At 52.3% G+C, this 15,309-nt stretch carries 12 protein-coding genes and 1 pseudogene; 9 read left to right on the forward strand and 4 right to left on the reverse strand.

The window, feature by feature from the left end:
• The 9 genes and pseudogenes from NK214_RS05640 to NK214_RS05680 form a co-directional block, all read left to right on the forward strand.
• On the forward strand, window positions 1-1,347 hold the full coding sequence (locus NK214_RS05640; protein ID WP_253313924.1) for an ATP-binding protein: 1,347 nt from the start codon (window positions 1-3) through the stop codon (window positions 1,345-1,347).
• 198 nt (window positions 1,348-1,545) lie between these two features.
• Complete coding sequence (locus NK214_RS05645) at window positions 1,546-2,250, forward strand: type IV toxin-antitoxin system AbiEi family antitoxin domain-containing protein (RefSeq protein WP_256477378.1); 705 nt, start codon at window positions 1,546-1,548, stop codon at window positions 2,248-2,250.
• A 261-nt stretch (window positions 2,251-2,511) separates the two neighbouring features.
• Window positions 2,512-3,012: a 3'-5' exoribonuclease gene (locus tag NK214_RS05650; RefSeq protein ID WP_253313926.1), complete on the forward strand. Its 501-nt coding sequence runs from the start codon at window positions 2,512-2,514 to the stop codon at window positions 3,010-3,012.
• A gap of 66 nt (window positions 3,013-3,078) precedes the next feature.
• Window positions 3,079-3,585, forward strand: a complete 507-nt coding sequence (locus tag NK214_RS05655) for a hypothetical protein (RefSeq protein ID WP_253313927.1) — start codon at window positions 3,079-3,081, stop codon at window positions 3,583-3,585.
• A 334-nt stretch (window positions 3,586-3,919) separates the two neighbouring features.
• Window positions 3,920-7,372: a serine/threonine-protein kinase gene (locus NK214_RS05660; protein ID WP_253313928.1), complete on the forward strand. Its 3,453-nt coding sequence runs from the start codon at window positions 3,920-3,922 to the stop codon at window positions 7,370-7,372.
• Complete coding sequence (locus NK214_RS05665; RefSeq protein WP_253313929.1) at window positions 7,372-8,826, forward strand: phospholipase D-like domain-containing protein; 1,455 nt, start codon at window positions 7,372-7,374, stop codon at window positions 8,824-8,826. Before NK214_RS05660 ends, NK214_RS05665 begins: the two co-directional genes overlap by 1 nt.
• A gap of 193 nt (window positions 8,827-9,019) precedes the next feature.
• A complete protein-coding gene (locus NK214_RS05670) occupies window positions 9,020-9,907 on the forward strand; it encodes a hypothetical protein (protein ID WP_253313930.1) in 888 nt (295 codons plus the stop codon).
• A 117-nt stretch (window positions 9,908-10,024) separates the two neighbouring features.
• Complete coding sequence (locus NK214_RS05675) at window positions 10,025-10,600, forward strand: hypothetical protein (RefSeq protein WP_253313931.1); 576 nt, start codon at window positions 10,025-10,027, stop codon at window positions 10,598-10,600.
• Between the two features lie 108 nt (window positions 10,601-10,708).
• Window positions 10,709-11,179 (forward strand): annotated as a pseudogene (locus tag NK214_RS05680) (IS110 family transposase); the annotation flags it as partial.
• 442 nt (window positions 11,180-11,621) lie between these two features.
• Here NK214_RS05680 and NK214_RS05685 read toward each other — a convergent pair.
• From NK214_RS05685 to NK214_RS05700, 4 genes are all read right to left on the reverse strand, one after another.
• Complete coding sequence (locus NK214_RS05685) at window positions 11,622-12,338, reverse strand: IclR family transcriptional regulator (protein WP_253313932.1); 717 nt, start codon at window positions 12,336-12,338, stop codon at window positions 11,622-11,624.
• 81 nt (window positions 12,339-12,419) lie between these two features.
• Window positions 12,420-13,427, reverse strand: a complete 1,008-nt coding sequence (locus NK214_RS05690) for an ABC transporter substrate-binding protein (protein WP_253313933.1) — start codon at window positions 13,425-13,427, stop codon at window positions 12,420-12,422.
• Window positions 13,428-13,439: 12 nt separating this feature from the next.
• On the reverse strand, window positions 13,440-14,204 hold the full coding sequence (locus tag NK214_RS05695) for an ABC transporter permease (RefSeq protein WP_253313934.1): 765 nt from the start codon (window positions 14,202-14,204) through the stop codon (window positions 13,440-13,442).
• A complete protein-coding gene (locus tag NK214_RS05700) occupies window positions 14,188-14,985 on the reverse strand; it encodes an ABC transporter ATP-binding protein (RefSeq protein ID WP_253313935.1) in 798 nt (265 codons plus the stop codon). Before NK214_RS05700 ends, NK214_RS05695 begins: the two co-directional genes overlap by 17 nt.
• Window positions 14,986-15,309 lie beyond the last annotated feature (324 nt).

Raw genomic sequence — 15,309 nt, forward strand, 5'->3', positions numbered from 1 at the left:
ATGGAGCTCAGTGACGGGGTGGTTGAGGCTCGTACTCGATTCACTCCGTCGCCGCTGCTAAACCTGGATGCGTATCCCGCATACGAGGCCGCAAACCTGTTGTGGAATACGCTGCGCGAAATTTTTATTCTCACGCCGAGGACTTTAAAAGTAATCAGGCGAATTATTGCCGAGGCGAGTGCTTATTCTGGGCAGGCATATTCAGATCAAAAGGTATTTAAGAGCCGACTTTACAACCCGGTAGTCGATCCGTTGCCTGCAATATGCCTTACTGGTCCGGCGGGTGTAGGGAAAAGCACTCTGCTGAAAGCCATGAGTCGCTTGTTTGATGAGACTGACCAGATTGATGCCGGCGGTGGGCACAGGCTTCCAATGCGGACTTTTTTTTATTACAAAGTCTATCGAGGTTGTCGTGATGCTCAAATTTTACAGGCATTTATTGAAAGCTGTTTGGCATTAACCCTGAAAGAGGGGAGTATAAACGAGCCGCAGTCGGAAACAGTGAAATCGGTCACGAAGGCACTTGCTTTGGCTCAGAGATTGGCAAGTCGAGATGGCATCGCAGCCGTGATTCTTGATGAACTCCAGTTTCTTACTCAAAGCACGGCGGCTAATACTGCAGTGACTAAGACATTGCTGGAGATGACATACCTTGGTCCACCTCTGGTTTTTGCATCCAACTATGACATGGTGCATCGTTTGAAAAATAGGGGACAGCAAGATCGAGATCGCCTACTTTCACGGCATGTGCCTTTATTGCCAGAGATGCTTGCTATTCCTGAAGATTTTCAGGCATGGAAAGCGTACTTGGAGGAATGCATTGTGATTTCCGGTGGTTCGCTGGCTTTTAATCCAGAAAATGACGCGGAGCCACTTCATTGCTATACCTTCGGTTTACGACGGAAGTTGCTCGATCTTTTCCGGATTGCTTATGGGCATGCTCGTCTGCAGGGCCGGTACGCTGCAACTATGCAAGATATCGAATGGGCCTATTGTTCAGGGGAGTATTGCGAACACCGTGTGGATGTCGAAGAGCTGATCAGCATCCAATTGGGGCGTCCCAGTTCACGCAAAGACCTTATTTTTCCATTTGAAATGGATGCAGAGGAAACCCAGATCAGGATGGAGGAGCAGGAAGCACGACACTTCGAGAAGGTCACAGATCAAGCTACTGCTGCCTCGCTTTCTCCTGCAGAGAAGCGCTCGTACGTTGCTGCCGGTGGCACTGTGAAGGGGGCCAAAGGAAGTGGGCGCAAACCGTCTGGGGAGAAGCGTAAAAAGGCGCCGCCAAGGACCCTCGAGTCGCTGTTGGAAGGTGGACGGAAACGCTATGGTCAGGAAGGCTGAAGGAGTTACACGTCCGGTCCTTCGGGGGGATGGCAATCCGCCCTGTCTATGCTTTGAGTGGCAGGAAGTAATTGGCTGGCTAAGTCATTCCACTAATATTGCGTGTTTTGAGTTGTGAAATTCAAAGCATACGATGGGAATGTACGAATAACCTATGCAGCTGGACCGATGATGACTCGGCATATCGTGCAACGCTTGATGCAAATGGCGCCTAAGGGGCAGCCGATGGATACCAAGCAGCTAGTAGAGCTGGGAGTCAGCATGGCGATGGCGTCCTACCTGGTGAAGCTGGGGTGGATGTACCGCCTGTCGCCAGGGGCGTACATGCTGGTCGGTGACAAGCCTACCCGCGACGGTGCGATTGCTTTCCTCAGTCGAAAGATCCAAGGTTTGCATGTTGGGGGCAAGACTGCTCTGGCATGGCGGGGGGTAAGGCACAACATCGCCTTCAGGGAGCGAGTAGTACTCTGGGGGCGAACACCCTATAAGTTTCCTGAGTGGGTCAGCGGCGTCATGCTCTACTCTTACCAGACCACACTGCTATTTGATGAGGGACTGGCATACGAGTCATGGCTGACTCCCCTGCCGGTTGGTCATTCTGGTGTGCTTGTTTCAAGTGTCGAAAGAGGGCTGCTTGAACTGGTATCGGATGTCGGAAAGGGCCAATCATTAGAAGAGGCTAACAATTTGGCAGTGTCTCTGCGAACCCTACGGATACCCGTTTTAGATGCGCTGCTTTCACACTGCCCTCGGGTAAAAGTTGTACGGCTAGTACGTGATCTGGGATTGGCTGCAGGTTACGAATGGGGACGTGACTTGCAGAAGCACGTTGATCGCATTAGCAAAGGCAAACGTTGGTCGGTGCTGACCAAGCAAGGTGAGCGGCTGACGCTCAAACCATAATGAAAGGAGCACAATCATGCGCAGATTTGTGCAGGAATTTTGGCTGGCGGCAAAAGAAGGGCCACGTTTGTATTTTGCCCCGTTGATTGGCGCCATGCGTGGTGTCAGGGATGAGGTACTGGATCGTACGAGACGGTAACCGTAGTGCCCCGATGAGGCATTACCGTGCAGATACCCAGGGAGCAGGCTGCTGATCGGGGCGATCAGCTACTTATATATAGGTGTCTCCCAAGTGCCGCTACCTGATAGGGGGTGGGCCACATGCTCGTCTTTGTTGATACGGAGTTCACGGACTTCATCCAGATAGAACTGGTTTCGATCGGCCTAGTGGCTGAGGATGGTCGAGAGTTCTATGCCGAACGGAATGACTATCGTCGTGAAGATTGCAGTGACTTCGTTCGCGCCTACGTCCTTCCTCTGTTAGGTCGCATGGAGAATGCCAGCTGCTCCGCCCAGGAGCTGACAACTAGGCTGCACGGATGGTTTGCCGCCTTCGATCAGCAAGTTACATTGGTGTTCGATTACGCGGCTGACTGGGATCTGCTCGCTGATGCCCTGCAAGGTGAGGCAGGTCTGCCATTTCCGACCAACCTGGGCGAGAAATGGCTACTGACCCCCGAGGTGATGGGCACGGAGGTTTTCCAGCGCGCATTGGCTGCCACTTATAGTGCAGACCTGCCCCCGCATCATGCCTTGGCAGATGCTTATGCCTTACGATCTGGGTTCGTGTCATGGAGGCAAGCAACTTTGCCGCCCTCTTAGGGCTGCCCTGCTTGCATGGTCCGGTCGGCCGCGGTGTTTTTGGGGCCGGCAATTGAGGGCGACGGAATGGCACAGCGATTGAAGAACATTTTCAGCAGACTGTGCACGCCTCCAACTGACGGTGGGCGGCAAGTGTTTACGCTATCGAGGGCTGATGCGGAAAGGCTGCCGGAGCTGCCATCGATTGCGCTCATCTCCATCACCGCTCCCGAACGGCCACCGGCCAATATCGGTGACTTTCGCCACGTGCTGCGCATGAGCTTCGCTGATGTCGATTTCCTCAACCCCGTCCTGTCCGATAAAGCCCGGAAAAAGCTCGCACATGCTTTTACGGAAGAGCAAAGAGACGCAGTCTGCACCTTTGTCGAAGCGCTGCCCGAGGAGGTTTCGACCCTGATTATTCATTGCGAAGGTGGCTACTCACGTTCATGCGCGATAGCAAGGGCGTTACATCAACTGTATGGCTATCACGTTGGACAAGGCCATCTTTTGGACGCGAATCGCTCAATCGTGCGGGTGATACTGGGAGATGCCCCTGGATACCGAAAATTGAAGCGGAGTCACCACCGTTGAGTGCCCATGCCGTTTCATGGCAGTAGTCTTCTGCCAGGCATTTCAGGGTAGGGCTACCGTACCGTATCTTCCGGTTGCTCTGCCCGCACGAGCCGGGACAGTTGAGCTCCCATAAGCTAGTGTCCTCGGTGAATGGGACAGACCAGCCCCTTTATCCAGACTACTCTTCGGTCATTAGGTCATTTGCATGTATTCTTGGCTAAAACTAATACAAAATACGGTTTTGACATATAACACATATGGCATATTGGCTCAAGCTAGTGGTCTCAGTTGCAGCACAGACTGCTAAGTGAGAAAGAAAAAATTACGCGGTGATCTAGGGAGATGAGCAAGTATGAGTGATGACTCTGCACTGACGGAGCAAACCACCACCCGTAAGGAGACTAAAAAACTCTTCTTCGCCAATGGTCGATATGTGACCCGGGGAGCTCCTCGGAGCGGTGGCCTTGCCTCTGTGTATCAAGCGATGGATACCGATACGGGCAGTATGGTCGCTCTCAAGGTGTTTCGGTCAGGTGGTTGTACAGATGAGGTCATTGAAGAGTCTTTCCGTCGTGAAGTGCAAGCCTTGTCTGATCTGAAGCATCCCAACATAGTGCGGATTCTGGGGTCAGGTAGAGATGAAGATAACGATGCTCACTACATTGTCATGGAGTGGGTGGCGCAGGATCTGAAAAGCTATTGTGAGTCGAACAAATTTGCCAACTGGGCTGATTACTTTCAGTCCATTGGCCGAGGCATCCTGGAGGCATTGGTCTACGCACACTCGCATTCGACGGCCCATCGTGACATTAAGCCGACTAACGTGCTGGTCAGCACAGAGGGCCAGGTCAAACTCTGCGACTTTGGCATCTCGAAGATACGAAATTTCCTGGCTCCAGGGGTAACTCTGGCTCAGTTCGCGTCAGCACCGTATGCACCGCCGGAGCTAGACGACGGGAGCTACAGCTATAGCCGAGACGTCTTCGGGTTCGCTGCCCTGAGCGCTGTACTTCTCAGTGGGGAAACCGTCACTACGCATGAGGACATACTGGCAGCCTTGGAAAGGGGCCCCATCGATGAACCGGTGAGGCGAGTGCTGCGTGGTTGCCTGTCCTTGAATATTCCTGGTGCTCGGCCACAGAACGCGGTAATGCTCCAGGCAGAGTTGGGGCGCGCCGCCCCTGCGATTACAGAGCCTCTGCCAATTGTGCTCATCGTCGTTACCTCTCGGGTGAGGAGCATTGTGGAGTCCGATATGGGGCTTCGAGGTAACCTGGCAGAGCGCTTCCTAGAGCGTGATCTCACTGAATCCAAGGGGGAAGAAATTCCCTCCACGGCTGAACGTCCAGGACGTAGCATGCGGGTCTTTGGGGCGAAGTACGGCTACACCGTGGTCCCTGACGAGACGGAAAGCAAGCTGCGTATCGTAGATGCGCTGGAGTTCGCACCATCAGATTTGGAGCGCAAGCGCACTAACGCCTGCGACTTGCAGGTCAGGTTTGCATTTTCGGGTGCAGGTAGCCAAGCGTCCCTTGAGACCATTGAGGCAATGCACGAGCGGCTGTTGATCTTTGCTGGTGACCAGAAGCAAAGACGCCTTGAGGAAAAAGAACAGGCGCTTTACAGAACATGGCTGAACCTGTTGAGTGCCAAGACTGAACTGGAAAAGAAGCGCAAGGTACGCATCCAGTACCTTTTCCGTGAGGTGTCCGGTGAGTTCCTACGACTCATCCCAAAGCCGGAGTCGGGTGCAGCCTCCCTGTTGCATCAGGATGTCATAATCGGCGCTGGTGCTTTGGGCAATTTCACAGGTACGGTCACATCCGCCTCTGACGCCGGTATCGTAATTCGTCCAGGAGAGCGGAATAAGCTTGAATTGTCGTTCGTCCCTGAACACGGATTTGTCGAGACCGACACCACGAAGTCGGACGTTGCCCTAGACAAGCAGAAGTTTGCTGTTGAAACAGTCCGATACGGCCGGTCCGTCAATCCCGAGCTGGGAAAACTCATCGTCAATCCAGCAGAAGTGCAAGTTCCGCCGGCGGTGGAAATCGAATTCTTTCAGAAGGAAATCGACGAGGATAAGAAGCAGGCGGTGTTGACCGCTCTGGCAGGTCCGGATTTGATGGTAGTGGAGGGCCCTCCAGGAACGGGCAAGACCACATTCATCACGGAGCTTGTACTCCAGACCCTGCTCGCTAATCCGAATGCACGAGTACTGCTGACATCCCAGACCCACGTTGCGCTGGATAATTCACTCGAACGTATCGTGCACCGTTCAGGGGGGCGAGTCAGCGCTGTTCGTATTGGTCATGAATCCGATGACCGGATTGCTGACAGTACCAGAAAGCTGCTCTTAGACGCCAAGTTGCCTGAACTGCGCAAAACCGCGCTAGCGTCGGGCCGTGCCTTTATAGAGCAATGGGCTCAGGATCACGGGCTCAGCCTCAAGGAAACTCGAAGGGCCATGGCCCTTGAGCGACATGCTGGCCTGAAAGACCGCCTTGAAAGTGTGCAAGGCGAGTTACAAGAGCTTGCGCCCAAGGTTTCGGATGACTACCGCAAGACGCTGGACTCGGAAGCTCGAGCGGAGTTGGATGACCAATACCAAGGGCTGAGCAAAGAGCGGGAGGAGCTGGTCAAAGCTTTGAAGGAGTCCCTCCAGGACCTGGAGGAACACGTCGAAACGAAAGAGGAGTTCAAGGAGTTCTCAGAGTGTTCTGCGGCAGACTTGAGGGGATGGGCTGAGGCATTTGCCGTCGGAACGCCAGAGGGAGGGCAACTGAAAGAAATGCTTCTGGCTCACGCGGATTGGGAAACTCGGTTTGGCCGAAGCCGCGAGTTCAAGGCTGCGGTGATAGCTTCCGCCCAGATCGTTGCCGGTACTTGCTTGGGCGTGATGAGCGTTCCCGGCAGGAGTGAGATCGTCTACGACCTGTGTATCGTGGATGAAGCCTCGATTGCTACACCAACCGAGGTCCTGGTGCCTATGTCTAGGGCAAGGCGTACTGTGTTGGTGGGCGACAGCAAGCAGCTTTCACCATTTCAGGATCCTGAGCTGCGAACTTCAGGGTTGCTTGATCGCTTCAGATTGCGGGCTGAGGACCAGAAGTCGACCCTGTTCAACTATCTCAGTGAGAGTCTGCCCGCAGAGTTGCGTAAGACGCTTACAACGCAACATAGGATGCTGCCTGCCATCGGCAATCTCGTGTCAGAGTGCTTCTATTGCAGTGAGCTTCGTAGTGTGGAGAGACCGCCTGCCTCGTACTTGAAAGGGGCCCTCCCCCTCCCGGTCACCTGGTACTCAACCAGCCTGAAGCCGCATCATACATCAAGGAAAGTTGGCTCTTCACATTACAACGATTTGGAAGTCGAGTTCATTATCACCCTGCTGGGCCGCATGGACTTTCGCATCCAGAACGGCAAGGGAAAAGACAAGCAAGTCAGCGTTGCTGTCCTGACCGGCTATGGGGAGCAGCGTCAGCGATTACAAACCGCTGTTGAAACCAAGCGCCATATTTGGTCGAGCTACTCCGAGATATTTGTGAACGTGGTGGATGCATTCCAAGGACGCGAGGCAGACATTGTGCTGTTCTCGGTTACCCGTTCTGAGGCCAGAGGTTTGGGTTTTCTTCGTGAAATGGAACGCATCAATGTGGCGCTGTCCCGTGGGAAAGAGTTGTTGGCCATTGTGGGTGACCATCTTTACTGCCAGACCGTACCTGATGTCGTGAACCCTTTGAAGGATGTGCTTGATTACATCCGCCGGAACCCGGATACATGCATGCTGGAGGAGTTGTCGTAATGACGCTGGAGAACACTCTCATGGAAGCTGCGCATGCTCGGCCAGGCTATGAGCTGTCGACTTTCAAGGAAGCGGGTCTTCCGGTTTATGTCCTGACCCTTCGAATCCTGGTCCTGGAGCGAAAGCCGCTCGGCCCGATTGATGAGGCTGTCCTGCGCGCGGTGAGGGCTGGCCTTTCAGAACCGCAGGACATTGTTGCTTTTCTGGGGTTACAGTCATCTGTCATCACTCCAGTCCTCGCCGGTCTCAACACGAACGAGCTCATCAACTACTCTCGCGCCTCAGTTGACGATTCTGCAAAGGTTACTTTGTCAGCCAAGGGCAGATTGGCCCTGGCAGAGGCATCATCCGTTCGACCTCAAGAGCGAATGGTCCGTGTTTGCTTTGATGCGCTGGCCAAGAAACTCCTGTTCATCGCACCAGAGCAATTGAACAAGCCTCGCGAGATGAAGGATTACGGGTACTTTGAGGTACCCCACTGTAACAGTAAGCGGCCTGACGTGGATGACATCCCCATAGATGATTTCGATAGAATGCTACAGCGCATGCAGGCGCGAGAAGAAGACAAGGGTGAGCTGCTTGCGATACGCCGCATTGAGCGTCGCGAGTTACGCTACTTGAAATGCGTCACCCTGTTCTATCGCAGTCTGTCAAAACGTGACGAAATTGAAGTCGCTTTCTGGCGGGAGGACGGCCCAAGCCTCGAGCACGAGAACTATTTCCGGGCATTCGGAGGCCCTGGGTTGATTGGCGCCCAGGTGTTGGCTGAGTCTGCCCCAAGCATGCCGGATGAGAGCTTGCAGCCCTCACAAACGCTGTCTGCACCTCGGCTTCTCCTTGATACAGTCGAACTCCAAGCGGAGTCTTCGTCGCCTGAGAGGCCTCAGGAGGTTATGGTAGATACGATGCAGTCCGTTCTTTGCCATGAACATCCGGGGCTGCTCAAGGATGCCCTGCTGAACGCAAAGCAAAGGCTCCTAATCATTTCCCCTTGGATTCGTCACCAGGTAGTCAACTGGGAGTTCATTACCTGTTTGGGAGACGCCTTGAAGCGGGGAGTACAGGTATACATCGGCTATGGCATTGATGCTGGCGATGCACAAAAGAACAACGGAGCCCAGAATAAGCTTCCCATCACCCTGCAAGCTAAGAACGACCTTGAAGGCTTGGTACATAAATACAAAAATTTCCGTTTTGTCTACGTAGGTAATACCCATCGGAAATCGTTGGTCTGTGATGACTCCTTTGCAGTGACGACTAGCTTTAACTGGCTGTCTTTCAGGGGGGATACTGGTAAACCAAGAGACGAGCGGGGGTGGCTTGTCCGCAAGAAACAATACGTTGACATGCAGTTTCAAGACGATCTAAAGCTTCTTGAAGAGGGGTACAGCGGAGCACCTTCTGGCTCTCAGCCTTCACGCCCATCTCGGAGGGGCAAGGGACGAGGCTTATGAGCAGATATGCAACTCAAATTGAGCCCACATACGGCGTGAAGGTTGTATGGGAGCCAATCCCTAGCCTGTTCCAGTCCTGTCAGACAGTGAGATAAGAAAGCTGAACTACCTCGGCCCTTGGGACAAAGCTGTGTGGCTCTTGAGGTATCTAGGAAGGGAGGGGCGATTCAGTGGAAGTAAAAAAGGTGATCATATGGCAAATAATGATATTCTGAATGAATTTTTTCAATTTATTTATGACCAGGAAGCGTCGTTCTCTGAGCTTAGTTGGGGAAATGGCTCGCTTTATGTGGACCATGATGATGGTTTTAGGTCTGTGATTAAATTTTGCTTGTCCAGTGATTATTTTTCGGCAAAACAATCGCTGATAAATGAAGTTTCAGAATTCTCAAATATTAGAAGGCTAGAGCTTTACTATATTGGAGATTATGTATATGATATTTCGCCTGATTTTCGCATCTATGCCTGCAACGTACTTGATGCATGGAGAGGCTATCCTCAACTTCTAATGGAGGAGGAGCCGCTTGGTTATTACGTTAGATCGGGTGTTGCCAATATATTGAAAAGCCGGCTTGTTAATCTAGCAACTGGTGATGGAGCTGCGTACGAAAATTTGGTTAGTGAGATACTCGTTTTTTCCTTAAATACCTGCCTGTCTTCAGTTGACAATCAATCAAGATCTTATAATGGAAGAGTAAGGCGAGATATTGTACTCCGTTTGAGGCAAGGTTGTTTATTGCAAAGCCACTTTTTCTATGCAGGTCTCACAGCCAATAATATTATAGTTGAAGCAAAGAACTGTAAAGTAAATGAGGGTGATCATATACACCAACTTGAGAGGTATCTCTCTCCTTCAGCCCTTGCTTCCGTAGGCTTCTTGGTGACCAGAAAACCCCTCTCACATGAGCTCCTTGGGTGTGTTGCCGACCATAGACGAAACTGCAAGGGAAGGAGCGTTATTGTTCCATTTGATGATAATGTTTTGTTAAGCATGCTGGAAAATTCAGTTTATGGGCAATTTGATAATAATCAACGTGCAATAATTAATATTTTCGAGAGTGTGCTTTCAAGCGCGAACTGAACGGCATTGCTAGAGTGAATCACGATAAATAATTAACTTTTCCCAGTTGTTGTCAAAGATGGTTAATTATAAATTAGGCTATTGCAATAGCGAAATTCAAAACTAAGGACAGGCATCGTGAATGTCTCCGATTTCAAAGTACAATACGAACAACAAGCTCACTCTATTCTGTCAGGTGGGCTTGACTCTCTTGTGAGCTTCTTGACACACAAGTCAAAAGACGCAAAGCAATTCCGAGATGAATTAACTGCAATCTATGGCTTTGTGCGAACCACAAACGTTCCCGAATCTTGCGACATTAAGATCGGTGGAGAGGCAGAGAACTTTGATGCGCAAATTGGAGGGACTATCTTGGTGGTCGTCCGAGCGCTGCCGGATAATGCTCACGAAATCCGACGGCAGGTCGCACACGGCTCCGCGCCGGAAAGCCTTTACACATCCAGAGCTAGCTACTCCTCCGAAAAGCTTGCATTAATGCTCTTGAATGCACTCCAAAAAAAACAAGGGAAACACTACTCGGATACGCGGACCTTGCTTATATCTGTTGATGGCGAAGATACGCAGGAAGACGATGAACTTGTTAGCAATGCCATTGTCATTTTTAGGCAAACCGCAACCATAGAGCCATTCACTGCAGTATGGATGGTGGAGAGTGGCCGCCGTATCGCCTTTCGCCTCCTTCCTCCCGGATGAGCTGGTTCTGAGTGACTTTGTTAATGGAATGGACGCCCCCTACCAGTAGCGGCATCGAGGTGCCACAGTGAGAGTGCAACCGCCTCACTGACTGAAGGGAGCGTTACCATGAACTGTAGAACCATTGGGCTCGATCTCGCCAAGCAGGTGTTCCAGATTCACGGCGTTGATGAGCACGGCAAAGTCGTACTCCGTAAGCAAATACCCCGTCAGCAGCTAGCGGCTTTCTTCGCAAACCTGCCGCCGTGCATAGTCGGCATGGAAGCTTGTGGAAGTGCACATTTTTGGGCCAGGAAGCTCATGGCACAGGGGTATTTGGTCAAACTGATGGCGCCGCAGTTTGTAAAACCCTATGTCAAAGGTAGTAAAACGGATGCCGCCGATGCTGAGGCGATCTGTGAAGCCGTTTCCCGGCCGAACATGCGGTTTGTTCCTGTAAAACAAGCCGAACAGCAGGTGCTACTCGCCGTGCACCGGGCTAGGGCGGGATTTGTGAAAGCCCGGACGGCGCAAGCCAATCAGATGCGAGGATTACTGGCAGAGTTCGGCGTGGTAATACCACTGCACGTGCAATATTTGCACATACTGCTCAAATACGGGCGTGTCTGAAATTCTGTGTAAACTGCCCATTACCATCGCATCATTGACCGCTGGGTTTGGCTGACCGGTTTCTTCGCTCCCCGTCCTGAAACCCTTGCTATTGCTGGCTTTGACAGACTATGGCAACAAGCATGTACGTAACCCCTTGAAATCGTCACTGTGTGACAGACTTAAAATTATGGCGGTTACGTTGTTTTAGGGTAACAAAATCATAGACTTATGATTTGTTGTCATGACAGACTTTATTCTCTCCGATCAATGATCTGACAGTCTAGTACCGTCAAAATGGGAGATTGTCAGATCAGGTCTGAACTTCTACGTTTCATAAATCCCCAGAATCGGAAGGTCCCACTATCTACCGATCCGTATTCTGGGGGAGCCTCAAGTTTGGCCTTGCAACCGGTTTGTGTAACAAAGCCAATCAGGGTTTGTAACCAAGTAAGTGGGACAACTCCGTGGAGGTTTCTAGCAGCACGGATTTGAGTTGTTGAACCCGTTTGTCATCGTAACGGCTTCGCACGCCGGAGACAGCCAGTGCGCCGAGAAGGATGCCTTGAGCGCCGAACACGGGTGTCGCCACTGAGGCTGCCTCGGGATCACGCTCTCCAAATGACGCGGCCCAACCCTGCTCATGTATAGCAGCGAACTCTGGGGCCATAGATTCGCCAAAAGCCAGCAGCACCTTACCCGCCGCCCCCCGAGCAATGGGTAGGCGATCTCCTTCATGCAGCACCAAGCGGATGGCGGAGTCGGGCTCCACTCGCATTAAGCAGGTCCGCCATTCGCCCTCCCTGATATAAAAGGAACTGGTTTCTCCCAGTGTTTTGGCCAGCATGGCTAGCCGTGGACGAACCAGTTCTTCGAGGTGAAACGAGCGCTGATACTGCGTGCCGAGCCGGAACAACTCCGGTCCGAGCGCATAGGCGCCGCTTTCCAAGCGGCACAAAAAACCATAGCGCTGCAGCGACTCTGTCAATCGCAGGATAGTGCTCTTGTAAAGCCCCGTGCGGCGGGCGAGATCAGCCAGAGATAATTCAGCTTCGCCTAGGTGAAATACCGTTAGCAACAGTAGCGCTCTGTCTACTGCGGCAACGCCACCCGTTTGTTCTTTTGATTCCGAAACTTTCTCGGCACTCATGACCAGATCCCTTATTCAGTTGAGCCTTTGATGTGATATTACCATTGTCTCATCTGGATCCCGCCGCCGGACACGTGTGCGTTACTTGGCTTTTGCCACAAACTGATTGGTGAAAGTTTTGCTCAGGTCAATCTTGGCGCGCGCGACATTCTCGTCGTAATCGCTTAGCACCTTCTGAACGGTCAAGGCATCCTGAGGCTGCATCATGCCATTGCTGGAGAAGATCGCCTTGGAGCCTTTTAGGGCCCGGATGAAGCTTCCCTTGTCGCCGGTGATGGCCTCCTTCGGAGTCTTGTCAGCAATAGTTTCTGCTGTATTGCGGTAGATCCATTTCAGTGTTTTAACAAAGGCATTGACTAGGCGCTGAACAGTTTCAGGGTGACGCCGCATGAATTGGCGCGTTACATACAGGCAGGCTGTCGGATAGTTGCCGTCGAATAAGGCTTTGGAACCGGCTGCTGTTCGTGTGTCGAACAGAAAATGTGTGGTACTCCGCTGCTGAAGCAAGGTCGCGACTGGATCGAAATTGACCAGACTATCGACCTCCTTGCGTTCCAAAGCCGCCATGCCAGGCGCTCCCGAACCAACAGCGATGAAGCTTACATCCTTCTGAGAAAGGCCATTACGTTTGACGTAGTAGCGGGCGATCATGTCCGAAGAAGATCCGGGAGCGGTAATCCCCACCGTATGTCCCTTGAGATCGCTGCCTTTTTTGAGACCGGCTTCGTTTCGGGCGGCTAGCACTATGCCTGGCATGTCGTTGAGCAGGACAACGGACACGATATCCTTGCCCTTAGACTGCATCGAAATGGTGTGATCGTAAAATCCAACCACAGCATCGGTTGAGCCGGCGACCAGGGCTTGCAGCGCCTTGCTGCCTCCCGCCTGGAAGTTCTCGGTGCGAACGTTCAAGCCCTGCTCCTTGAAATGACCCAAGGATACGGTGAGAGACAAGGGCAAGTAATTCAGAATTTGTGAACCAACCGAAATGGAGAGCTCGGTCTTTTCTGGCGTTGCGGCTTGAATCGGTTGTGTCGTCAAACCCAGAGCAATAATTGTCAGACTGTATAGTTTCTTAAAATTGATCATGATGTCCTCTCCTTAGTGTGCAGCTTTTTTCCATGCCATTACGTGGTTCTCGATGAAGTCGACGACACGATCAAGCGCGATAACGAACAACGACAGCACGAGAATTCCGGAAAACACCCCAGTGGCATCGAATACGCCTTCGGCTTGCGCAATTAGGTGTCCCAGACCGGAGGACGAACCCAAGTACTCGGCCACCACCGCGCCCATTACGGCAAAGCCAACCGAGGCACGCAGGCTGGATAGGATCCAGGAGGCTGCAGAGGGTAGGTAGACGTGCCGCAGCAAGGCTGTCTTGCGCGCCCTGAGCAAGCGAGCGTTAGCCAGTACCACGGGGTTCACTTCACGCACTCCCTGATAGGTATTGAAGAAGGCGAGGAAAAATACGATGGTCACACCCAGTGCCACTTTGGAGGTCATTCCGAGGCCGAACCACATTACGAAGATCGGGGCGAAAAGGATGCGAGGAATGGCGTTGAGGAGCTTGAGAAATGGATCGAGTACCTCGGAGGCGGTTGGCGACAGCCCAAGCCATACCCCCAATCCAACACCGATCAGTGTGCCGAAGATGAAGGAGAGAATAGTCTCGAGCAGAGTAATGTACAGGTGTCGATAAATCTCACCAGAGGTAAACCAGACCCACACGCGGTCAGCAATGCTGACGGGCGAAGAGAAAAAGAACGGATCAATCCAAGCATTATGCGTACCGAGTTGCCAAAGGCCGAGACTCCCCAGCAGGATGATCAGCTGAATCCGTCGAATCTTAGAAACTCGTAGCATGACTCTTCTCCACTTCGGCACCGAGGATGCTCCAGATTTCCCGATAAAGTCTTATGTAGTCATCTGTCATGTTTATTTCTTCGACGATGCGTGGACGCGGTAGATTGATCGCAATCTCAGCGATGGGACGAGCCGCTGGGCCTGCGGAAATGACCACCACGCGGTCCGCTAAAGCAATGGCCTCTTCCAAGTCGTGAGTAATGAAGATCAAGGTCTTGCGATCTTCCTGCCAGAGGCGAAGCAATTCGTTCTGCATCAGGTGGCGGGTATGTACATCGAGCGCTGAGAAGGGCTCGTCCATCAGGACGATCTTGGGGGCTAGGATGAGCATCTGCGCCATACTGACTCGTTTCTTCTGCCCTCCCGATAACTGGTGTGGATATCGGGCCTCGAAACCAGATAGGCCTACTTTCTGCATCCACCGACGCGCACGCTCACGCGCTTCGCCCTGTGGTACGCCCTGAAATACTAGGCCAATGGCGACATTATCCAGCGCCGTCTTCCACGGAAGGAGCGCGTCCTGTTGCAGCATATAGCCAGCCACCGGATTCAAGCCCTGCAGCGGCTTGCCATACACCATTACCTTGCCTAGGACATGCGGCAACAAGCCAGTGATCACGTTGAGTAGCGTGCTTTTGCCACAGCCCGTTGGTCCCACCACTGCGACGAACTCGCCTTCCCTGACATCAAGGTTGACCTCTCGCACAGCAGTGAATTGACCGAACTGCACGGCTACATCTTTCAGTGATATGGACGGTTCGGAAAGATTGTCTAGATTCATCCTTTGTCTCCTTTGGTGAATACCTGATTCGGTCAATATTGTTGTTCTATTTGGCAGAACGATGTTCTGTAAGATAGAACTGCATGTGGGTACTGTCAACGCCACGAACATGCTGCACATGTGGTGACTCGCGGTTTTACGAAAACCCGATAGAGGGGAGAGATGGAAGGTAGAGCGGTGCAAAGCATGAATTGACAAGGGATTGACGAGGCGACATTGCCTGTCGGGATGGGCGCTGAAGTAGGGGAAGGAGCTGTCGTAATTTTGCCAACACCTACTTCTTCTCATGCGGAACAGTTCCCTGTTGAGCTGTACGTCTGAGCG

The sequence above is a fragment of the Chromobacterium sp. S0633 genome (assembly GCF_024158805.1).
Taxonomy (GTDB): Bacteria; Pseudomonadota; Gammaproteobacteria; order Burkholderiales; family Chromobacteriaceae; genus Chromobacterium.

What these genes read in the sequence shown, in the direction of transcription:
- NK214_RS05670 (WP_253313930.1), top strand. Translation starts at nt 9,020, where the DNA reads ATGGCAAATAATGATATTCTGAATGAATTTTTTCAATTTATTTATGAC.
- NK214_RS05640 (WP_253313924.1), top strand. Translation starts at nt 1, where the DNA reads ATGGAGCTCAGTGACGGGGTGGTTGAGGCTCGTACTCGATTCACTCCG.
- NK214_RS05695 (WP_253313934.1), bottom strand. Translation starts at nt 14,204, where the DNA reads ATGCTACGAGTTTCTAAGATTCGACGGATTCAGCTGATCATCCTGCTG.
- NK214_RS05660 (WP_253313928.1), top strand. Translation starts at nt 3,920, where the DNA reads ATGAGTGATGACTCTGCACTGACGGAGCAAACCACCACCCGTAAGGAG.
- NK214_RS05655 (WP_253313927.1), top strand. Translation starts at nt 3,079, where the DNA reads ATGGCACAGCGATTGAAGAACATTTTCAGCAGACTGTGCACGCCTCCA.
- NK214_RS05690 (WP_253313933.1), bottom strand. Translation starts at nt 13,427, where the DNA reads ATGATCAATTTTAAGAAACTATACAGTCTGACAATTATTGCTCTGGGT.
- NK214_RS05645 (WP_256477378.1), top strand. Translation starts at nt 1,546, where the DNA reads ATGCAAATGGCGCCTAAGGGGCAGCCGATGGATACCAAGCAGCTAGTA.
- NK214_RS05700 (WP_253313935.1), bottom strand. Translation starts at nt 14,985, where the DNA reads ATGAATCTAGACAATCTTTCCGAACCGTCCATATCACTGAAAGATGTA.
- NK214_RS05685 (WP_253313932.1), bottom strand. Translation starts at nt 12,338, where the DNA reads ATGAGTGCCGAGAAAGTTTCGGAATCAAAAGAACAAACGGGTGGCGTT.
- NK214_RS05665 (WP_253313929.1), top strand. Translation starts at nt 7,372, where the DNA reads ATGACGCTGGAGAACACTCTCATGGAAGCTGCGCATGCTCGGCCAGGC.
- NK214_RS05650 (WP_253313926.1), top strand. Translation starts at nt 2,512, where the DNA reads ATGCTCGTCTTTGTTGATACGGAGTTCACGGACTTCATCCAGATAGAA.